The 22,768-nt window shown below is 61.6% G+C and carries 21 protein-coding genes; 11 read left to right on the forward strand and 10 right to left on the reverse strand.

Annotated features, from left to right (window positions below):
• Nucleotides 1-15 precede the first annotated feature (15 nt).
• Together BFE01S_RS40070 and BFE01S_RS25015 are read right to left on the reverse strand one after the other, a co-directional pair.
• Nucleotides 16-1,344: an MFS transporter gene (locus tag BFE01S_RS40070; RefSeq protein WP_245621184.1), complete on the reverse strand. Its 1,329-nt coding sequence runs from the start codon at nt 1,342-1,344 to the stop codon at nt 16-18.
• A gap of 209 nt (nt 1,345-1,553) precedes the next feature.
• The gene (locus tag BFE01S_RS25015; protein WP_028227862.1) at nt 1,554-2,588 is read right to left on the reverse strand and encodes a methyl-accepting chemotaxis protein; all 1,035 of its coding nucleotides are present in this window, start codon (nt 2,586-2,588) and stop codon (nt 1,554-1,556) included.
• Between the two features lie 488 nt (nt 2,589-3,076).
• Here BFE01S_RS25015 and BFE01S_RS25020 point away from each other — a divergent pair, with 488 nt between their 5' ends.
• Entirely contained in the window at nt 3,077-4,111 is a 1,035-nt protein-coding gene (locus tag BFE01S_RS25020) for a porin (protein WP_028227863.1), read from the forward strand.
• Between the two features lie 115 nt (nt 4,112-4,226).
• Nucleotides 4,227-4,763 (forward strand): DUF1097 domain-containing protein, encoded by a 537-nt coding sequence (locus BFE01S_RS25025; protein WP_028227864.1) that lies wholly within the window; start codon nt 4,227-4,229, stop codon nt 4,761-4,763.
• An 81-nt stretch (nt 4,764-4,844) separates the two neighbouring features.
• Here the strand turns inward: BFE01S_RS25025 and BFE01S_RS25030 are convergent, their stop codons facing one another.
• On the reverse strand, nt 4,845-5,810 hold the full coding sequence (locus BFE01S_RS25030) for a LysR family transcriptional regulator (RefSeq protein ID WP_028227865.1): 966 nt from the start codon (nt 5,808-5,810) through the stop codon (nt 4,845-4,847).
• Nucleotides 5,811-6,119: 309 nt separating this feature from the next.
• Here BFE01S_RS25030 and BFE01S_RS25035 point away from each other — a divergent pair, with 309 nt between their 5' ends.
• Nucleotides 6,120-7,049: a LysR family transcriptional regulator gene (locus BFE01S_RS25035; protein ID WP_245621185.1), complete on the forward strand. Its 930-nt coding sequence runs from the start codon at nt 6,120-6,122 to the stop codon at nt 7,047-7,049.
• A gap of 21 nt (nt 7,050-7,070) precedes the next feature.
• On the opposite strand, the gene BFE01S_RS25040 is transcribed toward BFE01S_RS25035, so the two are convergent.
• The 4 genes from BFE01S_RS25040 to BFE01S_RS25055 form a co-directional block, all read right to left on the reverse strand.
• Nucleotides 7,071-8,357: an MFS transporter gene (locus tag BFE01S_RS25040; protein ID WP_028227867.1), complete on the reverse strand. Its 1,287-nt coding sequence runs from the start codon at nt 8,355-8,357 to the stop codon at nt 7,071-7,073.
• A gap of 105 nt (nt 8,358-8,462) precedes the next feature.
• On the reverse strand, nt 8,463-10,148 hold the full coding sequence (locus BFE01S_RS40075) for an acyl CoA:acetate/3-ketoacid CoA transferase (RefSeq protein WP_245621186.1): 1,686 nt from the start codon (nt 10,146-10,148) through the stop codon (nt 8,463-8,465).
• Complete coding sequence (locus BFE01S_RS25050; protein ID WP_028227868.1) at nt 10,094-10,834, reverse strand: enoyl-CoA hydratase/isomerase family protein; 741 nt, start codon at nt 10,832-10,834, stop codon at nt 10,094-10,096. The genes BFE01S_RS40075 and BFE01S_RS25050 overlap by 55 nt, the downstream gene beginning before the upstream one ends.
• Before the next feature lie 788 nt (nt 10,835-11,622).
• The gene (locus BFE01S_RS25055) at nt 11,623-12,993 is read right to left on the reverse strand and encodes an FAD-dependent oxidoreductase (protein WP_245621187.1); all 1,371 of its coding nucleotides are present in this window, start codon (nt 12,991-12,993) and stop codon (nt 11,623-11,625) included.
• Between the two features lie 98 nt (nt 12,994-13,091).
• On the opposite strand from BFE01S_RS25055, the gene BFE01S_RS40080 reads away from it, so the two are divergent.
• The 3 genes from BFE01S_RS40080 (at nt 13,092) to BFE01S_RS25070 (ending at nt 16,170) form a co-directional block, all read left to right on the forward strand.
• On the forward strand, nt 13,092-14,414 hold the full coding sequence (locus BFE01S_RS40080; RefSeq protein ID WP_245621188.1) for an MFS transporter: 1,323 nt from the start codon (nt 13,092-13,094) through the stop codon (nt 14,412-14,414).
• A 626-nt stretch (nt 14,415-15,040) separates the two neighbouring features.
• The gene (locus BFE01S_RS40085) at nt 15,041-15,634 is read left to right on the forward strand and encodes a helix-turn-helix domain-containing protein (protein ID WP_042338454.1); all 594 of its coding nucleotides are present in this window, start codon (nt 15,041-15,043) and stop codon (nt 15,632-15,634) included.
• A 14-nt stretch (nt 15,635-15,648) separates the two neighbouring features.
• Complete coding sequence (locus tag BFE01S_RS25070; RefSeq protein ID WP_245621189.1) at nt 15,649-16,170, forward strand: GNAT family N-acetyltransferase; 522 nt, start codon at nt 15,649-15,651, stop codon at nt 16,168-16,170.
• Nucleotides 16,171-16,186: 16 nt separating this feature from the next.
• Here BFE01S_RS25070 and BFE01S_RS25075 read toward each other — a convergent pair whose 3' ends face one another.
• Nucleotides 16,187-17,290 (reverse strand): GGDEF domain-containing protein, encoded by a 1,104-nt coding sequence (locus BFE01S_RS25075; protein ID WP_028227871.1) that lies wholly within the window; start codon nt 17,288-17,290, stop codon nt 16,187-16,189.
• 337 nt (nt 17,291-17,627) lie between these two features.
• On the opposite strand from BFE01S_RS25075, the gene BFE01S_RS25080 reads away from it, so the two are divergent.
• The 3 genes from BFE01S_RS25080 (at nt 17,628) to BFE01S_RS25090 (ending at nt 19,017) form a co-directional block, all read left to right on the forward strand.
• Entirely contained in the window at nt 17,628-17,912 is a 285-nt protein-coding gene (locus BFE01S_RS25080) for a hypothetical protein (protein ID WP_042338458.1), read from the forward strand.
• Nucleotides 17,913-18,020: 108 nt separating this feature from the next.
• The gene (locus BFE01S_RS25085; protein ID WP_028227873.1) at nt 18,021-18,557 is read left to right on the forward strand and encodes a GNAT family N-acetyltransferase; all 537 of its coding nucleotides are present in this window, start codon (nt 18,021-18,023) and stop codon (nt 18,555-18,557) included.
• 64 nt (nt 18,558-18,621) lie between these two features.
• A complete protein-coding gene (locus BFE01S_RS25090; protein WP_028227874.1) occupies nt 18,622-19,017 on the forward strand; it encodes a VOC family protein in 396 nt (131 codons plus the stop codon).
• An 11-nt stretch (nt 19,018-19,028) separates the two neighbouring features.
• On the opposite strand, the gene BFE01S_RS40090 is transcribed toward BFE01S_RS25090, so the two are convergent.
• Together BFE01S_RS40090 and BFE01S_RS25100 are read right to left on the reverse strand one after the other, a co-directional pair.
• On the reverse strand, nt 19,029-19,841 hold the full coding sequence (locus BFE01S_RS40090; RefSeq protein ID WP_245621190.1) for a DUF2182 domain-containing protein: 813 nt from the start codon (nt 19,839-19,841) through the stop codon (nt 19,029-19,031).
• A gap of 5 nt (nt 19,842-19,846) precedes the next feature.
• Nucleotides 19,847-20,626: a DUF899 domain-containing protein gene (locus tag BFE01S_RS25100; protein WP_028227875.1), complete on the reverse strand. Its 780-nt coding sequence runs from the start codon at nt 20,624-20,626 to the stop codon at nt 19,847-19,849.
• A gap of 137 nt (nt 20,627-20,763) precedes the next feature.
• On the opposite strand from BFE01S_RS25100, the gene BFE01S_RS25105 reads away from it, so the two are divergent.
• A complete protein-coding gene (locus BFE01S_RS25105) occupies nt 20,764-21,996 on the forward strand; it encodes a hypothetical protein (protein WP_028227876.1) in 1,233 nt (410 codons plus the stop codon).
• Nucleotides 21,997-22,005: 9 nt separating this feature from the next.
• Nucleotides 22,006-22,674 (forward strand): Vgb family protein, encoded by a 669-nt coding sequence (locus tag BFE01S_RS25110; RefSeq protein WP_028227877.1) that lies wholly within the window; start codon nt 22,006-22,008, stop codon nt 22,672-22,674.
• Nucleotides 22,675-22,768: the final 94 nt, after the last annotated feature.

Consider the following 22,768-nt stretch of genomic DNA (forward strand, 5'->3'; position numbering starts at 1 on the left):
GAGTGGTCCACGTGTTCACTGAACCGGATCGGCGGGCAGGCGGTTCACAATTATCAACAGCGCACCGGCAATCAGCAGACCGACCATCAGCAACAGTCCGGACACCATCGTGCCTGTAAGATCCTTGATCCATCCCATGACAAATGGGCTAACGAAGCCGCCCAGCAGTCCTATCGTGTTGATGTAGGCGATGCCGCCGGCAGCCGTGTCACCCTTCACGTAACCGGAAGGCATCGCCCAAAAGACCGCGTACGCGCCCCACATCAGCCCGGTCGCCACAGTAATGCTGATGAGGGAGATCGATAAATCGCCTGGATGCAATGCAGCTACCGTCAGGCCAACCGCGCCACCAAGCGCCGTCAACGCACTGTGCCACCGTCGCTCGCCGCGACGATCGGAACGTCGACCGAAGTAAATCATGCCAACGATCGCGGCGACGTACGGCAGCGCTGAACAAACGCCAATCTGCAGCATCGACCGCAGTCCGGCCCCCTTCAGGATCGTGGGGAGCCAGAAACTCACCGCGTAAATGCCGCAAATGATGCAAAAGTAGGCGAGTGCAAGCATGATCACACGTGGATCGGCCAAGACCTGCCGAAACGAGTGATGGTGACTTCTCGGGACAGCAAGGTCACCGCTCAAGAGATTTTTCTGGCGCTCGCTGAGCCAGCGAGCGCCGTCCGGCCGATCGTCCATGTACCATAGTGCAAGCACGCCGAGCACCACGCATGGCATTCCTTCCAGCAGGAACATCCACTGCCATCCGGCAAGCCCATGCATGCCTGCAAAGGTCGTCATCACCCAGGTCGACAAGGGTCCGCCCAGAATCCCGCCAATTGGACTTGCACACATGACGATCGCAATCACCTGCGCCATGCGTTCCTTAGGATACCAATACGTCAAATAGAAAATCATGCCCGGGGCAAAGCCGGCCTCGAAAACGCCGAGCAGGAACCGCACTGCGTAGAACAGGTGTTCGCTATGCACGAATACCATGGACGCAGACGTCAGCCCCCACAGGATCATGATCCTGCTCAGGGTTTTGCGCGCACCAACCTTCGGTAGCAGCAGATTGCTGGGGATTTCGAACATCGCATACCCCAGGAAGAAGATACCTGCACCAAGACCATACGCGGTGTCGCCAAGCCCGATATCAGTGCGCATTTGCAACATCGCAAAACCGATGTTGATACGATCCAGATACGCGAACATGTAGCAGATCATCAGGAAGGGCAGAACACGCCACCCAATCTTGCGGTAAAGGATAATTTTTTCCGCGTCTTCTCCGCCATCGGCGCGTAACGTGTACGCCCCGCTTTCGTTCGCCTCACTCAGCATTTTCATGGGTTTCCTCTCTGGGACGCGGCGTTGAACTACGCTTATCGTCGTCATCCAAAAACACGCTGAAAACAGCAACCGCTGCCGTCCCGCGCTGCCTTCCGGGCAGCGCGGGAAATCAATGGCATTCGCTCGGGAAACAGCCGCATGAGATCAGCAATGTGGCTTGCCGTCGACAAATGAGGTCCCATCACGCCGACGGCAGAGCGCGTTGGTCACGGGGGTGTCTGCACGATCACACCAAACCAGCCAAGTCCGCGATAACTTTCATAGCCTGGTGTCGCTGCGTAAGAAACGGTTCTTCCATCGGAATCTCGATAGAAGCCGGCAGTCTTGCCGTTTGGTGATAGAACAACGCGCCTTTGGAACAAACCTGTGTCGTCGGAGCTGGCAATGACTCTGAATGTCGAATCCACGATCATGCAGCAGGTCCGCTTCCACTCTTCGTCCGTCAAGCGCACGCCCTTGACGACTGCAGCGGCTTGGGGGGCCCAGTCGAAAAAGACGACGAGTGCACCCAGGACGCGTCCATCGGTGGCACCGCTCTCTCGAATTGCCGTCGCGTAAGTCGCGACCTGTGCATTCTTGAGCAGTGGCTGGCATTCGATATCGGCAGCCACGAATTCGGAGCCGGACTTCGTATTGACCGCGGCTTTGAACCACCTGGAATCAGCGACGTTTCCGCCGCTCACCGGGTAGTCGTTCCGACGTCCATTCGCCACAATCGTGCCGGACGCGTCAACAATCCAAAGATCGAGATACACCGTATAGCTGGCCAGGATGACCGAGAGTCGCTCCGACGCGTGCCGTGCCGAGTGAGGGGACTCGACGGTTACACAATCCACCACAGCCGAATCCGTCGCCCACCAGCGGACATCGCAGGAGCGCTCGTAGAGATTCCGATCGATGACATCGATCATGTTGAGCGCCAGATCCGCACAGCGCTGCGCCTCGTGCCAGCGCATGCGTTCGATCATGTCGTCGCCAAGATCCGTCAATCTTGAAAGCAGACCAGCGAGTTCCTTGTTGAGAACAGACGTAATGCCCGCAATGCGGGTGGATACATGCTTGACCTGGTTAGCAACGACACCGAATCCTCTTCCTGCATTTCCGGCACGGGCTGCCTCGATCAGCGCATTGAGCGCGAGGAACGTGGTTTCCCGGTTGATGTCATTGATGTCTGAAATTTTACGTGTCGCGAGGTTCTCGACTTGATGGGTAAGTTCAACGATTTCGTGCGGATTAGACATGAATGCCTCGTGGATCTATTGGGCAAATGTAGGTGTTCTGAGTAACGAGCCCGCCTGCCATGCAACCAAATACGATCGTACCGGCGCACGAAGCACGTGACGAAATCGAAGACAAAAATCAACGTATCGACGATATCAATCGACACTATGCAGTGACTGCTTACCACGAAGAACACCAGCAATGTTGCACGATGCAGCAATCCTCTCACCCAGCTCCGATTTCGACGTGGCACCCTCGATATTCAGGAAGCCATGACTGTTGATGCATCGATCCCGGAAGTAGCCGCCGAATGACTCATTCATCGCGTTGTGGGTTGGCTCTCTGACGCAGCCTGATCGATGTCGTCGATACGTTGATTTTTGTCTTCGATTTCCTTGAACCTCGCACGTCAGTACGATTGTTTCCGGCTACATCGCCTGGATTCAATTGATCCGGGTACGCATGCAGGTACTCGTCGTAACGGTCTTTCCTTCAAGGAGTTGTGGAAATGCGGCGGCTTTTGTATTTCATTGGTTTTTCGATTGCAACAACTTGTGCGCACGCACAGTCTTCCGTAACGATTTTTGGCATCATGGACTCGGGAGTCTATTTTCAAAATCGAACCGGAAATGGCGGCTCCGGCGTCAGCGCATTGGATGGCGCCTGGGCGCCTTCCGTCTGGGGCATGACCGGAACCGAAGATCTCGGCAACGGATATCACGCCGTCTTCAAGCTTGGCAGTGGTATTTCGACCACGAGCGGTGGATTCGGGAATTCAAACGGTAACCTTTTCGGCTGGAACACGTACGTGGGAGTTGACGGCCCGTACGGGAATATCCACGCAGGGGTTCAATTCTCCCCATTCTTCCTTTCCATCTTCGGCGACGACGCCAGGGGCGGTCCGCAGTATGCAAGCAACGTTTCCGTGTATTTCGATCGATTTGGGGGGACCGGGCTGTTCGAAAGCAATTCATTGATTTACACCAGTCCGACGATTGCCGGATTCGAAGCATCCGTTGAATACGCCTTTGGCAATGTACCAGGCAGTCCCGCAGCCGGACACCACTATAGTGCCGCACTGAATTATCGCCTGGGGCCGTTCAGCGCCACGCTTGCGTACTTCCAGGCCAACGCGCCCCAAACAAGCCAAACTGCGTTCATCGGGCAGAACATCGGCGTGGGGTATAAGGTTGGCCCGATCGAAGTGCATGCGTCGTATACGAAGTACCGTAACGAACTTCTTGCGAACTGCAACGACGTCGATGTCTATGCCGGCGGCTTGGCATGGCTTCTGACATCCTCGTTTTCGTTCAACGCAGGTGTCTACTACAGCCGCGACGCAAATGTGTCTGCGAACAAGTCGCTCCTCGTCGGTGCCGGTTCCCAGTACGTCCTGTCAAAGCGGACGACGCTCTATACGCAACTCGGCGTTGTCAACAACAAAGGCGAAATGCGGAGCGAGATTGCCTCGAATGCGCCGAATTTCGTACCCGGACTGGGGACGACAACCGGTGTCAATATAGGTATCACTCACAAGTTCTAGTTTCGATAATAAACTCAACCTCCCTGGTAATATTCTGGAAATCCCACATCGACTGCTATTTAGTTAGACTAAAAGTTGTCTTTATCAGTAATTCAATCACTATCTGGAGACAAGCATGTTAATCGCGTACGCCATTTCCGGCGCAATAATTGGTGCAATTGCGACATGGTCATTTTTGGCATTTTCTGGATTACCCGCGTGGTGTGCGTTCATCGCCTGGGCGGCTCTTTTGCATTCTGGTAGCGAAAAGAGTGTCCCGAGCAAGACCATTTCGTGTATGTGCTTCGGTGTTTTCCTGTCCTGGGGTATGGCTGTGGCGCTGATTTCGAACATTCTGCCATTTTCCACCGCCATCAATGGCGCCATCCTGGTTGCGGCAGCAGTTCCTTTAATCATCGCTTCTTCCAGGTGGAGTGCGCTAAGCATCACGCCAGCCGTCTTCTACGGCTTCGCGTCCACCTTCGGATTTTTGGTGCAAACGCCCGGGAAGCTTTCGCTCCCCGCGCTTACCGAGCATGGATTCAATAACCCTGCGATAGTTGTCCTGATGTCGATGGCAATCGGCGTCGCTTTGGGGTATTTGCACGTAAAGCTTGCGAGCATCTTTTACGAATCCCTGAAAGGAAGGCCGGGTTTGACGTCAACAAAGTAAGGTTGCCGAATTTGACCAACCTGCCCTGGAAATTCCGGGGCAGCCGCTGTGATTCCAACCCGCAATAGCAAACACCGGAGCTCAACTTTCGGCAAACTCCGGCAACCTGGACTCTCGTGGCACTGGATTCGACAATGCATTACGAATCTGAGCGCGAAGCCAGACGAGCCCCGAATCTCCCTCCATTTTCGCGTGCCAGACCGTCCAGGTCGGAAATATCCCCATTGGCAACGGAACGGGACTGATTTCCAGGTCGAACTGATGCGCGTACTTCCTGGCAATTCTGGATGGCAATGTTGCAATGACAGGTGCAACATTCAGCATCGTCAATACCGCGAGAAAGTTCGGGGCGGCGCAGGTGACATTGAGCTTGACGCCAAGATTGGTCAAGATGTCCTCAAAACATCCTTGCAGCTTCGTATCAAAAGAGGTCAGGACATGCGGCGTGCGCACATAAGCATCCACATCGACGGGCAAAGAAAGCTGCAGCAGGTGCCGGTTAAAACAACACACCAAAGTCTCATCGAATAGCAGTTCTCTCTTGTGCCACGGGTCAAATTCACTGAAACATCCAATTGCAAGATCTACTTCACCACTGTCAAGCAATCTTCGCGCTTGAGATCGGCTGCAGACGCTTTGAGCGATAAAACGTACACTCGGGGCACTATTTTTCAACTTTGCGAGAAGTACTGGGAGCATCAGGACCTCCAACTCCCCAGTCAATGCAATTCTGAATGTACGCTCGGAATGTGATGGCTCGAACTGTCCCTGCGACGCCAATGTTCGCTGCACGTCCTGCAACATCGTTCGCACGGAGGCGGCCATGGCGGTTGCTTTAGCGGTCGGTTCCATGCTTACGCCTACACGAACGAATAGTTGATCGTCCAGCAATAGTCTCAGGGTTGCCAGCGAATGACTCATCGCAGGTTGATGAACTCTTAGCCGTGTGGCGGCGCGCGTGACACTCTTTTCCTGCATGAGAGCGTCGAACGCAATCAGCAGGTTAAGGTCGAACGTACGAAGATTGAAGTGATCGATGAATGACATGGCTCTCTCTGCGAACACAGAATCGGGGAATCCACTCGGCCCATCCGCCTGACGGGAGCAATCACCGTATCTTTTCAAATTCTGGCAGGCAATTGGGAGAATTAAACAGTGCAAATTTGTCAACGCGGAAGGAAGCGCATCAAAGTCTTTCCGTCCTGTTTTGACGCTGGCCATCGGCCGTCATCGTCACGGTGATATCCTGAAGTCCACCGGTCTTTAGTGCCGCTGCGGCACAAGGTTAAAGGCTGTTCGTAGCAGCGCCAGGAGGCAACCCGTGCCACCGTCAGAGCCAGATCAGGAGACAGTCAAGTGTTCATCGGCGAGATCAACCAACGTCGATTGAGGTACTTTCATGAAGTGCTATCGCGCGGCTCGATACGCGGCGCGGCAGACGCACTGAATACGGCCTCTTCGGTCCTGACGAGACAACTCAAACTGCTTGAGGAAGAAATCGGGACGCCACTCTTCGAAAGAGGAAACCGAGGGGTGACGCCAACCGAGGCAGCCCATGCGTTGCTCGCATACTGGCGCGGGTGCCAGTCCGAAAGGGCGGTTCTCGAAAACACCTTGCAGAATCTTAACGGACTGCAGATAGGCAGCGCGCGGTTGGCGATCAGCGAGGGGTTTGTCGATCCGCTGATGGACCATGTCTTGACGCCGTTCATCAATCGATACCCGCGCCTTAACGTGACGGTCACGACCATGCCGGTCAACGATGTCGTAAGCAATGTGGCAAACGACGACGCCGATATCGGACTTGCGTACAACCCTCCACCGGCGGTGCGAGTCATTCAGCGCGCGAGCGTAGCGAATCCAGTCCGACTGCTGACGTCGCATTCACACCCTCTGGCCACCGCCGCGAAGCCATTGGCACTTGCCGATATCGCGCCTTTTCCAGTCGCCCTGATGTCGCCTGCCTTTGGTCTGGGACAGATCGTCCAGGTCGCCGCCGATCTTGAACACATCCGCCTGAATCCCGCGCTCGTTTCCAACTCTCTGGCTACACTGAAGCGGTTCGTCCGCTCGGGAGATGGGGTAACCTTCCTCAGCCACTCCACCACGACCGGAGCGACGGAAGACCCTGCCTTCATATCGCTGAAGCTCGCTCATCCCGTGTTCGAGACAACCAAGGCTTGTTTGCTCCTACGCGAAAACCGGCATTTATCGAAAGTCGCACAGACCCTTGTGGATCTGATCGTCAATCGTATGTCGATCTTCGGCAGCGAAGTGGAAGACTGAGGCACACGACGTCGGCAGGTGTCACGCGGCAATGCCTCGGACGTCCGCAACGCCGTCGACGCGCGGCTTCGACCGCACGAAACACGCCACCGCGAGCGCACCCGCCAGCGCGACGGCACCGCTCACGACGAACGCACTCTGGAATAACTTCGTCCACTGCACGAGGAAGCCTGTGACTGCCGGCGCAAGAATGCCTGCGGTGTTGGCAACGAAGTGCATGAATCCGCCGACGCCACCCATCCGCTCGGGCTCCACGATGTCGAGGATAATCCCCCAGTAGACGCCCAGCGTCATATTCATGAAGAACACCGTGATCGCCATCAGTGCGACCGCAACATTCACGCTGTCCGAAAGCCCGGCAATCGCGACGCACGCGGCCGAAATCAGGAGGCTGGTCACGATCACGAGTTTGCGGCTGAGCAGCGCGTTACCCGTGACGCGAAACAGCAGATCGGAAACCCAGCCGCCGAGCGCAACACCGACCACGCCGAACGCCCAGGGAATCACGCTGACGAAACTCATTGACGCGATACTGAGGTGCCGTTCCATCGTCAGATAGCTCGGGAACCACGACAGGAAAAAGTACAGGATGTACGCGTAGCCAAAGAACGCGAACGACGTCGCGAGAATCTGCGGATTGCGCAAGTACGTGCCGAGCGGAGTGACGGACTCGAGCGATTTCTCCGTGTGCGCGTGTCGCGTGTCGGCCCGTGCGGCAATCTCCGGATTTCGGCTTTCGACGTCGTGTTCGCCTGGACGGTCGGTCACCGTCGCCGCCCACGTCGCGACCCACACGATGCCCAACAGCGCGATCACGATGAATGACACCCGCCAGCCGATATGTAGTGCAAGCATCCCGACAATGGGCCCAGCGATGGCGCCACCGAACTGCTGGCCCGCGTTTGCGAACCCAACCGCGGTGGTCTGCCTGCGGTGCTCGAACCAGCCGTTCAGCATCTTGTTCGTGCAAGTCGCATACGGCCCTTCGCCCGCGCCGAAGATCACACGCACGATGAGCAGTGACCCCATGCTGAATACGCCGGCAGTGAGCCCGCAGAAGACGGACCACAGGCTCATGCTCGCGACGAGCACGCGCTTTGCTCCGAAACGGTCCGAGGCGTAGCCGCCGACAAAGCAGAACAACGAATAGCCGACGAAAAACGCGCTGAATACGATGCCTAGTTGCGCGGGATCGAGGCCGAGATCCTTCGTGATCAACGGGGCCGCAATCGACAGCGCCGCGCGGTCCATATAGCTGATGGCTCCCGCGAGAAAGAGCATGAGGACGATGAACCAGGACTTCTTCATACTGTCTCCAATTTTTTTGTCGCCGGGCAGGCGTCGTCTCGAGCTACCTGCCCGGCGGGGCGACTGCTGTCGCAACCGCCTTCGCGCGCCACCGCGCGCAGAGGATCAGCGTCCAGCCGACGCGAACGCGGGTTCTTCGTCCGACACCTCGCCGCCAGGCCGGCTGACATGCGGAGCGGGATCGAAGAGCGCCGCATCCATCAGCGGCAGCGGATCGAGAATGCGGTGCGGCGCGAACGCCATCTGTCCGAGTACGTCGCGAGCGACGTCGATGCCGGGCGCCACCTCGGTCAATACGAGACCTTCCGGCGCTACCTCGAACACCGCCCGCTCAGTCACGAGCAGCGCGCTCTGACCTCGCGCGACGCCTTGGGCGACCGAGTACGTGATGCTCTGCGCGTTCCGTACAAACTTGCTCACCTTGCCTTCGCGAACGATGCGCATCCGTCCACCGTCGTAAGCCGCCTCCAGCCCGCCAGTCGTGAACGTCCCGGTAAACACGAGCCGTTCAGCGTTCGCTGCAATATCGGTGAACCCGCCTGCACCGGGGTTTGCCTTGCCGAACTTGCTGACGTTGACACTGCCGTGCGCATCGTATTCGGCGAATGCGAGCGCGGCGAAGCGACACAAGCCGCCGTCGATCACGTCGAACTGCTGAAGGCCATCGATCAGCGACTGCGGATACAGATTGGCGGAGAACTGCCAACCGTTCATCACGATGCCGCCATAGGAGCCGTGCTCCGTCGTGAACCAGTAATCGTCGGAACCGGTGCGCAGATCGACCAGCCCCTGTTCAGCCATCACAAGCGGCACGTCGGCCGCCGCGCCGAAGCCGAAAATGCTCAGCTCGCGCTTTCGCACCTCTCGCGCGGCGCGCCGCGCGATCACCTTATCCGGACCGAACGGAATCACCGGAAACGCGTCCGTGTTGCTGCCCGGCACGAGATAGTTGCGGTCGTAAGGTGTGTCGGTCGTCATCATCATCTCTGGATCGACGACGACCGAGTCGACGAACATTCCAGGCAGCCGCACCTCCGGTGCGCTGCGTTGGCCGCGCGGCACGATGCGCCGGACCTGCGCGATCACCGTGCCGCCGCTCGCCTTCGCGGCGAGTGCGAGCGCGAGGCCTGCGGACACCAGCGGTTCGTCCTCGAACGACAGATTGCCGAATTCGTCGGCGCTGCTCGCGCGGATGATTGCGACATCAAGCGGCCAAGTCGGGTAGAACAGGTAGTCCTCGCCACCGAGACGGATCTTCTGTATCAGGTCGTCGCTGCAGCGCGCGGTAAACTTGCCGCCGCCCTGATCGGGGTCCGCATAGGTGCCAACGCCAACGCGCGTCACGTAGCCAGGGCTCTTGCGCGCCACCTCGCGCAGCCAGTGCATCGAGGCACCAATCGGCCACGAGTACGCCTCGATCTGATTGTTCTGAATCAGTTGCATCAGTGCGGGACGCTGGCCGGTACGCGGATCGACCGGGTTAATGTACGAGCCGGACACGATGCGCTTCATCAGCCCTTCTTTCGCAACATGATCCATGCCCTTGATACCGACTGCATCGCCTGTACCGCATGGAAAATAGAACGTCAGATTGCGTGGCGAACCGGTATCGGCGAACCGCTTGCCGAGCGCGGCAAGCGTCGCGTCTGGCACTACCCAGCCGATTACGCCCACCGACGCGACCGTTTGTCCGTCGCTGATCGACGCGACGGCTTGAGCTGCGGAAATGATCTTGCTCATCGTTTCACCGTGAATTTGGCCAGGGTTTGCTGGGCAGCTGGCGTAGTGCAATTTTCCGCAAAGTGCGTCGAGGCCAGGCGATCAAGCCGTTCGCCGTCGAGGCTGACGAATGGCTCGAAAAAGCGCTTGCACGAGGCGACCGCTTCGGGCGGCAGCCCGGAAAGCCGGCCGGCCAGCGCGAGAGCACTGTGGTCAGCGTTGCCCGGTTCCGCGACGAAGTCCGCAACGCCGAGCCGGTGTGCCTCCTTGCCATCAATGGGAGAGTCGCCCCATACGAGCAATCGTGCGCGCACCGCGCCGACGCGAGCGAGCAGCGCCTGCAGCCCCCAGGGGGGCAACCAGCCATTCACGACCTCGGGCAGATGCCAACGGGCGTTCGAGGCAGTCACCACGATGTCGCACGACGTCGCGAGAATGAAGCCGCCGCCAAGCGCATATCCTTCGACGGCCGCAATCACCGGCTTGCTCATGCCCGCGATGTATCGGCCGACCTGCGCGGTATCGCGTTCGTGATCGCACATCTCTTCGATCGACAGCCCACCCAGCTCTTTCAGGTCGCTGCCCGCGCAAAAGGCAGGCGGCGCGCCCGACAGGACGATTGCACGGGCGGCCGGATCGCGGTCCGCCACTTCGAGCTCGCGCGCGAGCTGCTGTATAGACTCGGCGCCGAGCGCGTTGCGACGCTCAGGCCGGTCCAACACCAGATGCCGGACGTGACCCACATTTTCGATCTTCATTCACTGACTCCTCAATCAAGACAGTTGGGCGCCATCTGCGGCCAACGTGTCGCGTATCGTCGCGCCGGTGATTCGGCGCGACTCGTTCCGTTCTTTCACTACTAATGCCGCCGCATGGCCGATCGCGTGCCTGTACGAGATGCCCGTACCGCCTGCAACGAGGACGTCGACGCTCAAGCCTTCAGCGGTTCTTTGTCCGGCCTTTACCACACATATTGTCGACGTCTGATATGTCAGAAAGATAATGGTTGCAACACATGTGGGTCAACCGAAGATACTTGCTCGTTTACCCGTGGTCATCGGCTGCTACTTGTCATCGATGACGACGCGTTCGCTGCCTTCCAGATATGACTCTGTGAAGCAGGTGCAGACCCAGCAGAAACGAACTCGACTGTGTCGCTGCGAGACCTCATCAAAGGCGCTCGCTTACAATCCAATGTTGCTCGTGTAAACGCTTCGACGTTGTCGATCAGGTAATCCAGCCACGGTCTTGCTTCATCCCGATCTCATGCGGCGATCGCTTCCGCAATTGCTGCATGCAGCCGCGCAGTCTCGATGAGATTTTCGAATCGCTCTGAATGTACGTACCGGAACCATCTCGCCACCGCGGTGGCTAACGCTCACCCAGCAAGGCACCTCGAAAGCAGTTGCACTAGCCTCGGTTTTTTGAAATTCTCTTCGGACAATGCCATCTCGCGCCATTGCGAGCGGCGTACGGCCCAACCTGTCGTGCCGGGTGTGAAACTGCTGCGAAGCTTCCTTTCATCCACGGTTAGTGCTCGCCACTGTCAGTTGAGTTGCGCGCCATCGCGATCGAGCAGGAGGCGAATGTCTTCGCCGCGAATTGCGCGAACTGGAATGTGCTCCTGGCAGGAGAGTGCCGCCGCATGACCGATCGCGTGACCATACGAAAAGCACTGCGCGGTCACACGGGCAGAGGCCACCGCCTCGTGCTCAGCTGACAGGCAACGGCCTGCCACCAGCAGGCTTTCGCCCTGCGCCGGCACAAAGCAGCCGAACGGCACTTCGTAAAAGTCGTTGAGCAGCCATTCGACGCGTGGCCGGCTGCCGGAATGAAGCTCGATCGGCCATGGCGAACGGGCGATACCGTCGGCGAACTTTGCGCCCGCAAGGATGTCCGCATTTCGCAGTGTCTTGACGCCGGCGACCTGACGCGTCTGGCGCACGCCAACCTGCACGCCAGTGTCGATGACCCAACTGCCCTCACAGCCCGCGAGCGTATCCCGGAAAAAACGCGAGTATTCGCGTACCTGGGCACGACCTTCGAACTCGGCGTCGGTGAAGTCGCGATGGATGACGGCGTTAAGTTCCCGCCCGTCCGCACCCGTGATTCGGGTACAGTTGCATAACAGCTCGCCGGGCCGCGTCGTGGGAAAGAGCCAGATTTTTCCACGCGGCAAGTGATAACCATGCCCATTCGCTTCGGCGATGCGGGCCGATACCTCGGGCGGCATGATCGTATCGAGGCCGTAGGCCGCGCGAAAGCGGTCTACATCAACGCCACCCAGACGGAAGATCATCGTCGGATTCTGTACCTTGCCGTTATCACCCATCGTCGTCGGCCACCCCGCCATCGAAACAAGATCGGCGTCGCCGCTCGCATCGATGGTGACCTTTGCACGCACCCTGACCTTGCCCTGCTTTGTGTAGAGCTGGGCGCCCGCCACCACATCCCCGTCGAGCAGGATGTCGGTCACCGTCGAGTGGTAGAGAGTCGTCACGCCCGCCTCGCGCAGGAAAGCATCCCCCACCTCGCGCCACACCAACGGTTCGTGCACCAATGTCCATGTCTTGCCGTATTTGACCGGCTCACCTAGCCCACCGCGTTCGCGCATCGCGCCCAAGAATTCGTCGACGAAGCCATGCACCACCTGGACCGGTGACGTCCCCGCTTCAGTCGCCTCATAAAGTCCGCACACCGTGCCCGACAACCCGGCGACTGCTCCACCCCCGCAAAACCCGTAGCGCTCCGCAAGCACGACGCGACAGCCGCGGCGCGCCGCGGTCACGGCCACAGCCAGCCCTGCCGCGCCTCCACCCGCCACGAATACATCCGTCTCGATAGTTTCGAGAGGGCGGCCATCCACAACAGCCGCGTTTCGATCTACGCCCATATGTCCCTCCAGCTTGAACTGCATCGTGGTTGACACTTTAAATATGCCATAGGTATCCTGTCAACATGTTACTGACATATCAATGTATCGTGAATTTCTAAAACATGCATCAGGAGACGTCCGTGGCAAAAAGAACGCCGTACCGCTGGATCATCGCCATCGTGCTGTTCATCGCTTACAGCATCCAGTATCTGGATCGCGTGAAGAGTAGCGTGCTCAACCCGGCCATCGCCCACGACCTCGCCCTGAGCACGTCCGACATTGGCACGGGCGCGTTTCTCATGCTCCTGTTCTATGGACCCTCGCAATACCTGTCGGGTCTGCTGACCGACCGTTTCGGCGGGAAGCGGATACTCGTCTTTTCGGTCATAGCATGGTCGCTCATGACGATGTATATGGGTTTGATCCAGACGCGCGAGCAGTACCTGTGGCGAATGGCGCTGTTCGGCATGCTGGTCGGCACGGAATACGTGCCATCGGCGCGTATCCTGATGCGCTGGTTCAACAAGGAGTCACGGGCGCGGGCGCAAAGTGTTTTGGCGTGGGCCTGGATACTCACACCCGCATGGGCGAGCGTGCTCGCGACGCAGTTCGCTGCGCAAGCCCATAGCTGGCGCGTGGTGTTTTTTGTGACTGGAGCACTTGGCGTAATCCCGCTCGTCATGATCGTGCTCGTCGTGTTCGATCGCCCAGAGCAGTACCGTCACGTCACTGATGACGATCTGGAGTACGCGTATCGCGACGAGATCACGGCCGGGACGGTAAAGAAAGGCCAGTACGCGGCTGTCCGGGAAACGATCCTCAAGAACGGCAAGGTGAGTTTCCTGGATTTGTTCCGCAACCAAAGCTACGTCGCGGTAATATTCGTCGATATCGTGATGCAAATCACGCTGTATGGTGCGCTCACCTGGATTCCACTGTATCTGTCGGATAGCTTCGGCTTCAGGCTGCAGACGATGGGCTGGTGGAGCGGATTGTATTTCGCCGCCGGAGCGGTCGGCAGCTTTCTGTCCTCGTACCTGTCGGACCAGGTCTTCCGCGGCAACCGCAAGATCATGATTCTTGTCTGCTTTATCGGGCTCGCACCGTTCGTCGTACTGCTCGGGACCCTGCACCATGCAAATCAGGTGCTTCTTGCAGTGGCGCTCTGCGGCATGGGCTTCTTCGGAAACATGGCCTGGGGCCCGTTTCTCGCACTTCCCGCGGAAATCTTTTCACCCGAGGTGTATGGCAAGGCGATGGGCTTCGTGAATGGCGCCGGCTACTTCGTCGCAGCTTTTTCGGCCAAAATCTTTGCCGCGCTCGTGACCACCGATGCTTCGGGCCACAAGGACTATACGTACGGCTGGTATTTCATCGCGCTGTGCGTAGCAGCAGGCATTCTCGCGGCCGGGTCTATAAGCACGGTCCCCCGCGCGAGAATGGACTATGCAAAGGAAACCTGAAATCTTCCCGTCCGGAAAAATACGTGCCACGTCCACACTAAGTGTTTGGCTTGCGGCCTCAATGCAGGGCAAAGGTGCGCTCAATGGAATGCATGGTCCCGCCGCCAAGCATCATTCAACGGTGACCCTAAGCACGATCCGACGAGTTCGACCGTAATCACGCATCGCGCGGTGCTGGAGGGTACGTTTATCCCAAACCGTCAAGGCCTGCAGCTCCCACCGGAAACGAATTTGAAACTCAGGCGCTCCCTGGACACCCAACATCGTTGCAGAGCACCAGTTGCGGGAACCGCTGGCTTGGTTTACGCATACAGGTCTTTTCTTCAATCCGGAGAGTAGTTCTCACCAACACGATAGATTTGGCCCTGGTGATCACCACGTTGCCCAGAATGACGAGAATTCGTCGCGTGCCTCATCGCCTATATCGGGCGTCGAATTTCGGCCTATCACAATCGAGTCTGAGGAAAATCAAGCCGCTCGCTCCATATCCTGCGGGGAAAATCTCCCCCCTGGATCTGGCTGAACAGACACCACAGAAGTCACCAGTCACTTCGCCCACGAAGCATTGACACCGCATTTTCGTTCATCTAGTTTACTAGACAAACTAATCCATTATTCTGGATCTCATGGATATCCACGTCACGATCGCGCGCCGCATTCGCGAGATTCGCGATGCTCAAGGCTGGTCGCTGGAGGCGCTTGCCGAGCGCAGCCAGGTGAGCCGGTCGAACATCTCGCTCATCGAGCGCGGGCAAAGCAGTCCCACGGCCGTCGTGCTCGACAAGCTCGCCACCGCGCTGGGCGTCTCGCTCGCTTCGCTGTTCGAGGCGAACGAAGGCACGGCGGAAAGCGAACCGTCGCCGCATGCCGCGGCGCGCGAGCAGCCCATCTGGACCGATCCGGAGTCCGGCTACGTCCGGCGCAACCTGTCGCCGCCCGCGTGGTCGCCCATTCAGCTCGTCGAGGTCCGCTTCCCGCCCGGCAAGCGCGTGGCCTATGACACGAGTCTGCGCGACGCCGAAATTCATCAGCAGGTCTGGATTATCGAAGGCGCGATGGAAATGACGGTGGGCGAGCAGAAATGGCGCCTCGAAGCGGGCGACTGCCTCGCGATGAAACTGGATTGCCCCATCGTCTACCGCAATCCCACTCGCAAACCCGCGCGTTATCTCGTGGCGCTCTGCCGTATCGACGGCATGCCGGCAAGGAACACCCGATGACCAATCGATATGCAATGCTAACGATTAAAAAATTGAACGGCGAAGAAGCCGCGTCGCGCGCCCCCGCACTCGCCGACGTGCTGATCGATTGCGTGGAGGGCGGCGCTTCCGTGAGCTTCATGCTGCCAATTTCGCGGGACACGGCGCTCGACTTCTGGCATGGCGTCGCACGCGGTGTGGCGCGTGGCGAGCGTATCCTGCTCGTGGCGGAAGACGCCGAAGAGCACATTGTGGGCACGGTCCAGATCGTGACCGCGCAGCCCGAAAACCAGCCGCACCGCGCGGACATCGCGAAGATGCTGGTCAGCCGCCGCGCACGCCGCCAGGGTGTGGCCCAGCGTCTCATGGCCGCGGCGGACGCAGCCGCGCGCGAGGCTGGCAAGACGGTGCTGGTGCTGGACACGGTTACGGGAGGCGACGCCGAACGGCTGTACCAGCGCGCCGGCTGGCAGCGCGTGGGCTCGGTCCCGATGTATGCGTTGATGCCCGACGGAGCGTTGTGCGGCACGACGTTCTACTACAAGCACCTCGCGTAGCGCCGCGTCAGGCTTTTCAGCCTTGCGTCGCCGCTTCGCACTCCACGCGATTGCGGCCCGCCCGCTTGGCGCGGTACATCGCCGCGTCGGCGGCATCGATCAGCGCGCTTGCCACGTCGCAGGCGGGCGGTCCGTCCAGCTTCATCACCTTGGCCGCCACGCCGATGGAAACCGTGAGCTTCAGGGGCTCGGCCTCATCGTCGAGCACCGTGAGCGCTTCCACGGCGGCGCGCACGCGTTCGGCCACGACCAGGGCCTGCTGCGCATCGCCCTGCACGAGGGCGACGAATTCCTCGCCGCCGTAGCGCGCCACCGTTTCGCCGAGGCGCACCGAGCGCCGGATGCAGGCACCCACGGCAACAAGCGCCCGGTCGCCTACGGCATGCCCGAAGGTATCGTTGATGTGCTTGAACGAATCGATGTCGATGAAAAGGCACGCCGAAGGCGCACCGATGCGCGCGGCGCGCTGGACTTCCTCGTGCAGCCGCGCATCGAAATAGCGGCGGTTCGGCAGCCCCGTGAGCGGATCGGTCACGCCCTCCTGCCGCAGCCGCTCACGGTGCGCGACGTTCACGAGCCCCGCGCTCACGAAGATCGCGAAGCGCTGCAGCAGGTCCGTCGCCATGCCGGCCGCGAAGCGGCCCGGGTCGGCGCTGCCCATGCACAGATAGCCGCACACGCCCTCGCCGCCTTCGATCGGGAGTACGGCAACGCTTTGCGGTTCGTCGGCGGGGTCGAAAAACGCTGCCCGCAGCGGCGGCGCGAGCTCGGCGGGCCGGCCGAGCCAGGGCACGGGCCGCGTGCGCGGCGGCCAGGGCAGATCGCTCCCCAGCGCCTCGGCGCGTCCGCCGCGCAGGTGGCGGGCGTCGGGCGCGAGGCCCGGTTCGGCGTGGAGCAGTTCGCCCACGTGCGGGGCGCGCTCGTCGAGCCACAACGTCACGACCGAAAGCTCGAAGGCGCGGGCGAGATCGGAAACGAGCGCATCCAGGAACGACGCGAAGTCGTCGGCGCTGATGAGGCGGACTTCGATCTGCTGGAAACGCTGGAGGGCCCGCTCGTTCTGCTGGACGGTGTCGATAAGGGTACGCAGGCGCGCGGACAGGGTGTTCTGCTGGCTCACAAGTTGCTCGACGGGAATCGATACCTCCTATAACGACCAATATGCGCCATGGTTTAGGCTTTTGATCCGGCGTTTTTGGCGAGCGCGGCGCATTTCCGTGTCTTTTTTGCCGCAGGGGGTCTCCGGCAACGCAAACTGAGACGCACGGTCAAGCGCCCGCGCCGAATCGGGCTATCGTTCCAACTACAAAAACACGCGCGCTCCGCAAGCTTTCCGAGGGCCGCCGCGATTGCGCACTGGCGCAATCGACGAAAGGGCGCGCAAGGCATGCCACGGGTGTACCCGCCCGTGGCAAAGCCTCGTTCGGGCCGATCCGAACGAACGGACAGAGATCGACATGAGCCGCACGAACACGACACCCGACCTCGCAGCCACCGGGTTGCTGCCGGCCCGGCTGGCCGACGCCCAGCTCGAGCACATGGAGCGCCTCGTTCAGTACTGGACGCACGCCGATGCCGTCCTCGCGCGCCGGGGCATCGATCACGAATACTGGAAGCAGCGCCTGCGCGCGCTCGCGCAAACCTACGACCTCGCGACGAGCCAGCGGCAGCGCCTGCTTGCGATGCTGGACCTGATCGAGCGCGAGGCGGCGCTCAAGGCACAAACCGGATTCGATGCCTGAGGCGCGTGGTCCGGCTTGCGGGTAAGCCCGTGGCTTGGCAGGGGCTTCGCCCGCCGCGCGGGCGCATCTGGCTAGAATGTCCCGTACCTGGCCATCGAGGGCATCTGCATGCGTATCGACTCCGCGCCGCCGTCCGGCTATCACGGCGTGTCGCTCCGGCAACTGGAGCGCACCGATCTCGACGCGTGGTACGCGTATCTTTCGATTCCCGAGGTCGTTCGCCACACGAGCTGGAACCTGCACACGCGCGACGATCTGCTGCCCATGTTCGACGGCTTCGAATCGGCCGCGCCGCAGTCGATCCGCCGCCTCGCGGCGATCGAAGACAGCACGGGCGCGCTGATCGGCACGATTGGCTTTCACACCGTCTCCGAGATCAACCGCACGGCGGAGATCGCCTACGATATCGCGCCCTCGCATTGGGGCAAGGGCATCGCCGGCGCACTATGCAACGCCGTTACCGGGCGGGCCTTCGACCACTATGGTTTCGTGCGCATCCAGGGCACCGTGCTGACGACCAACCTGCCCTCGGCCCGCGTGCTGCAGCGCTGCCGCTTCAGCCGCGAAGGCCTGTTGCGCGCGTACCGCATGGTGCGCGGCACGCCGGGCGACTTCGAGCTTTACTCGCGCCTCGCTACCGACTAACGCGCAACTGAACCGCGGCTGAACTGCGACAGCCTCCACGCCTTTCTCTCGCCCCAAGGCCACCATGCGACCCGAACTCGCCTTGCGCATTGCCCGCCCCGTCTCCGACCTCGCCCGCGCCGAACGCCTCTACAAAACCGCGCTCGACCTCGACGTGCTCGCCCGCTTCGAAGGCCATCAAGGCTTCGACGGCGTGATGCTCGGCCAGGCCGGCATGGCCTGGCATTTCGAGTTCACGTATTGCCATACGCATCCCGTGAAGCCTTCGCCCACGGTGGACGATCTCGTGGTGCTCTACGAGCCGGACGTGCAAAAGTGGCAAGCGTTGTGCGCGAAATTCGAAACGGAAGGCTTCGTGCGCGTGGCGTCGTTCAATCCCTGGTGGGACGTCTCGGGCCGCACGTTCGAAGATTTCGACGGCTATCGCATCGTTTTGCAGAACGGCAACTGGGACGCTTGACGCGGCGACGTTTACGCCGGGACCCACAAGGCCCGCGCGATCAGCGTGCCCCCGATGACGAGTAGCAGCACGCCGACAATCCGGGCCGCCTGGTTGCCGTCCCGTGCGAACCGCTCGGCGGCGATGGCCGTTGCAGTAAACATCATCGCCCATCCGTTCATGACGCCGACGGCGAGCAGCATCGCCGTGAGGCCCGCGCAGCAGCCGCAGCAATGCAGGCCAAGGTGCATGCCGTGGCGCAGCGGCGCGAACCGGGCGCACGGCGCAGCCTCCCGGCACCGAGGCATCGCCCGGCAACAGGCCAGGTAGCGCGCCTTCGCGGAGGAAAGCTGGAAACCGCCAGCCAGCGCAACGATCAGCCCGCTTGCCAGCGGCGCGGCACGCGCGAGCGGCGGAAGCTGCACGAGCAGTGCGGCCACGCCGGCACCCAGCGGATACATGGCCATGCCCGCGGCAATCCACACGGCGAAATAGCCCGCACCCATCAGCACGACGAAGCGCGAGCGGTGCGCCTCCTCCAGCACCGCCTGCCAGCGCCACAACACCGGCAGCAGCACGGGCAGCATCATCGCCACCGTCATGGCCGTCCACATGCCGGCGAAAACTGCAGCCGCGCCGCTCCACGTCTGCCCGCACATGCGCGCCCAGGCCATCGACATCGTCCAGCCGCCCGGCATGGGCATGCCGCCCTTCGACGACATCGACGCGCAGAGGACGATCGTGAGCGTCGTGGCAGCGCAAAAGAGCAACGCTGCGAACAGGATCCAGGTCCGGCTGCCGGACCCATGGCGCTTGTGCAGCCGCGCGGCGGTGGCAGACATCATGCACCTCAGCGCGCCTCGTACTCGTCGTGCCGGTGCCACCACACCCCCGATTCGTTGCGGCCCAGCGGCGCGCGATCGAGCCACGCGTACATGCCCCAGACGGCATCGACGCCGCGCGCGTAGGTCGAATACGTGTGATACGCCGTGCCGTCTTCCAGCACGAAGGCACTGAGGCCGGGCCGGTCGCGGGCATAGGTCCGCGCGTCGGTGCCGCAGTTCGCGGCGAACTCGACCAGGGGCGCCGGCGCGGGCGTGGCGTCCATCGCATGGCCGCCGCGCATGTAGTTGTATTCGACGGTGTCGTCGCGCTGCTGCGCCTCGGTGAACGAGACGTTGAAGTCGTAATTGAAATCGCCGTCGAACGAGGAGGCCCACGGAAACGTCCAGCCCATGCGCTGCCGGTAGGCCAGAAGCTTCGCAAGCGGCGCGCGGGAAACGGCCATCAGCGTCACGTCGTGATGCGCGAGGTGTGTGACGACGCCGTTGAAGCCATCCGCAATCGACGAACACGACGGACATCCCGCCTTGTAGTCGGGTCCGAACATGAAGTGATAGACCAGCAATTGCGAACGCCCCTGAAACAGGTCCGCGAGCGTGGCGCGGCCCTGCTCGGTATCGAATGCGTAGCGTTTGTCCACCCGCACCCAGGGCAGTGCCTGGCGTTGCCGCGCGACTTCGTCGCTCTGGCGCGTGAGCGCCTTTTCCGCCGCCAGCAGTTCGAGGCGCGCCGCCAGCCATGCTTCGCGCGTTCCCTTGGCGTGCTGCTCCGTGTGTTCCGTACCCATGATTCGCTCCTGTGGTTTGTACCGTGGTTTTGCCCGGTGGTGCGGCCGTTCGCTGTGTCTCGGGACGGCCGGCACTCGTGTGCTAGATTAGGTCTGGACCGTGAACAGGCGGGAGTGACAAGTGTGGCGGGATTTCCATGGACTCAAGGATCGCGGAAGCAGCACGCGCCCTCGCAGCCGGTGATCCGCTCGGCGCGCTGAACCGGGTGGCGCTGCGCGACGACGCCGCGGCGCTCGCGCTGCGCGGCATCGCCATGGCGCAGATCGGCGACTTCGAACGCGCGAGCGCGCTCATGCGCAGCGCGGCGCGGGCGTTCGGCCCGCGTGCGCCGCTCGCCCGCGCGCGCTGCGTGCTGGCCGAGGCCGAAATCGCGCTGGCCGCCCGCGATCTCGGCTGGCAGCCGCACGCGCTCGCCGCCGCGCGCGCCGCGCTCGAAGCGCACGGCGACTTCGTCAACGCCGCTCATGCGCGGCTGGTGGAAATACGGCGCCTGCTGCTGGTCGGGCAACTGGACGAAGCCGAAGACCGGCTCGCCGAATGCCATGCCGCGCCGCATGCGGACCGCCTGCCGGCCGCCTTGCATGCCATTCGCGAACTCGCGACAGCGGGCATCGCGCTGCGGCGCCTCGAAGCGAAGCCGGCGCGCACGGCCCTCGCCCGCGCCACCCAGGCCGCGCGCGCGGCCGCCATACCGACGCTCGCCGCCGAAGTCGCCGCAGTGGCGAAGACACTCGATACCCCCGCAGGCCGCCTGATCTCGCGCGGCGCCGAACGCCCGCTCGTAATCGACGAGATCGAGACATTGCTCTTGTCCCAAGCCTTCGTCGTCGATGCCTGCCGCTACGCGGTGCGCGAAAGCGGCACCGTGGTGGCGCTCGCGCGCCGCCCGGTGCTGTTCACGCTGGCCCGCGCACTCGCCGAAGCGTGGCCCGCCGACACCCCGCGCGAAGCGCTCATCGAACGCGCCTTTCGCACCAAGCATCCCGACGATTCGCACCGCGCGCGCCTGCGCGTGGAGATAGGCCGGCTGCGCGCCACGCTGCGCCCACTCGCGGCCCTGCACGCCACAGCACGGGGCTTCGCGCTCGCACCCCACGCCGCACGCGAGGTGGTCGTGCTCGCGCGCCCGGCCGAGGACGCGCACATGGCCCTCCTCGCGCTGCTCGCCGATGGCGAAGCCTGGTCGAGTTCCTCGCTTGCCCTCGCGCTGGGCGCAAGTCAGCGCACCGTGCAACGCGGGCTCGATGCGCTCGCCTGCAGCGGCAAGATCGTGGCGCTCGGGCGCGGCCGCGCGCGCCGCTGGACACTCGCGCCCACCGCCGCCTTCACGACACCGTTTTTGCTCCCCGCCCTGCTCCTCAACGGTTAGGACCGCACCATGAAACGCACACGTGCTGAAATCGTCCGTGAATACGGCCCCTTCGCGGGCGCTGCCAACGTGCACGGCGTCACTTATGACGGCCAGCGCGTCTGGTTCGCCTCCGGCGACAAGGTGAACGCCTTCGATCCCGCAAGCGGCGAAGCGGTGCGCTCGATCGACGTGCCTTCGCATGCGGGCACGGCCTTCGACGGCCAGCACCTCTACCAGATCGACGGCGCGCACATCCACAAGATCGATCCCGCCACAGGGCGCATCGTCACCACGATTCCCGCGCCCGGGGGCGGCGGCAACTCCGGGCTCGCCTGGGCCGAAGGCAGCCTGTGGGTGGGCTGCTATCCGGATCGCAAGATCCACGAGGTCGACCCGCAAACGGGCAAGGTTCTGCGCAGCCTCTCGTCGAATCGCTTCGTCACGGGCGTGACCTGGGTCGACGGCGAACTCTGGCACGGCACGTGGGAAAACCACGAGAGCGAGCTGCGCCACATCGACCCGCACACGGGCGACGTGCTGGAAGCCATCGAGATGCCGCCGGGCGCCGGCGTTTCCGGGCTCGAATCGGACGGCGCAGACCGCTTCTATTGCGGCGGCGGAGACAGCGGCAAGGTGCGCGCCGTGCGCCGGCCCGCGAAGGAATCGGCAGTGGCCGAGGATGCCGCGGACAGTTGATGCACTCTGCGATGCGCGCTTGCCCCGAAGCGCTGGACAAGCCCCCCGTGCGCATGATTACATGGCACTCCTGCACTTGGGGAAGACATCGATC

Origin of the sequence: Paraburkholderia ferrariae NBRC 106233, assembly GCF_000685035.1 — a bacterium.
Classification (GTDB): Bacteria; Pseudomonadota; Gammaproteobacteria; order Burkholderiales; family Burkholderiaceae; genus Paraburkholderia; species Paraburkholderia ferrariae.

Excerpts from the sequence above, each read along its gene's own strand:
- BFE01S_RS25110 (WP_028227877.1), top strand. The coding sequence starts at position 22,006 with ATGAAACGCACACGTGCTGAAATCGTCCGTGAATACGGCCCCTTCGCG.
- BFE01S_RS25040 (WP_028227867.1), bottom strand. The coding sequence starts at position 8,357 with ATGAAGAAGTCCTGGTTCATCGTCCTCATGCTCTTTCTCGCGGGAGCC.
- BFE01S_RS25030 (WP_028227865.1), bottom strand. The coding sequence starts at position 5,810 with ATGTCATTCATCGATCACTTCAATCTTCGTACGTTCGACCTTAACCTG.
- BFE01S_RS25020 (WP_028227863.1), top strand. The coding sequence starts at position 3,077 with ATGCGGCGGCTTTTGTATTTCATTGGTTTTTCGATTGCAACAACTTGT.
- BFE01S_RS25055 (WP_245621187.1), bottom strand. The coding sequence starts at position 12,993 with ATGCAGTTCAAGCTGGAGGGACATATGGGCGTAGATCGAAACGCGGCT.
- BFE01S_RS25105 (WP_028227876.1), top strand. The coding sequence starts at position 20,764 with ATGGACTCAAGGATCGCGGAAGCAGCACGCGCCCTCGCAGCCGGTGAT.
- BFE01S_RS25050 (WP_028227868.1), bottom strand. The coding sequence starts at position 10,834 with ATGAAGATCGAAAATGTGGGTCACGTCCGGCATCTGGTGTTGGACCGG.
- BFE01S_RS25025 (WP_028227864.1), top strand. The coding sequence starts at position 4,227 with ATGTTAATCGCGTACGCCATTTCCGGCGCAATAATTGGTGCAATTGCG.
- BFE01S_RS25015 (WP_028227862.1), bottom strand. The coding sequence starts at position 2,588 with ATGTCTAATCCGCACGAAATCGTTGAACTTACCCATCAAGTCGAGAAC.
- BFE01S_RS25080 (WP_042338458.1), top strand. The coding sequence starts at position 17,628 with ATGAGCCGCACGAACACGACACCCGACCTCGCAGCCACCGGGTTGCTG.
- BFE01S_RS25100 (WP_028227875.1), bottom strand. The coding sequence starts at position 20,626 with ATGGGTACGGAACACACGGAGCAGCACGCCAAGGGAACGCGCGAAGCA.
- BFE01S_RS40085 (WP_042338454.1), top strand. The coding sequence starts at position 15,041 with ATGGATATCCACGTCACGATCGCGCGCCGCATTCGCGAGATTCGCGAT.
- BFE01S_RS40070 (WP_245621184.1), bottom strand. The coding sequence starts at position 1,344 with ATGAAAATGCTGAGTGAGGCGAACGAAAGCGGGGCGTACACGTTACGC.
- BFE01S_RS25090 (WP_028227874.1), top strand. The coding sequence starts at position 18,622 with ATGCGACCCGAACTCGCCTTGCGCATTGCCCGCCCCGTCTCCGACCTC.
- BFE01S_RS25070 (WP_245621189.1), top strand. The coding sequence starts at position 15,649 with ATGCTAACGATTAAAAAATTGAACGGCGAAGAAGCCGCGTCGCGCGCC.
- BFE01S_RS25085 (WP_028227873.1), top strand. The coding sequence starts at position 18,021 with ATGCGTATCGACTCCGCGCCGCCGTCCGGCTATCACGGCGTGTCGCTC.
- BFE01S_RS40090 (WP_245621190.1), bottom strand. The coding sequence starts at position 19,841 with ATGATGTCTGCCACCGCCGCGCGGCTGCACAAGCGCCATGGGTCCGGC.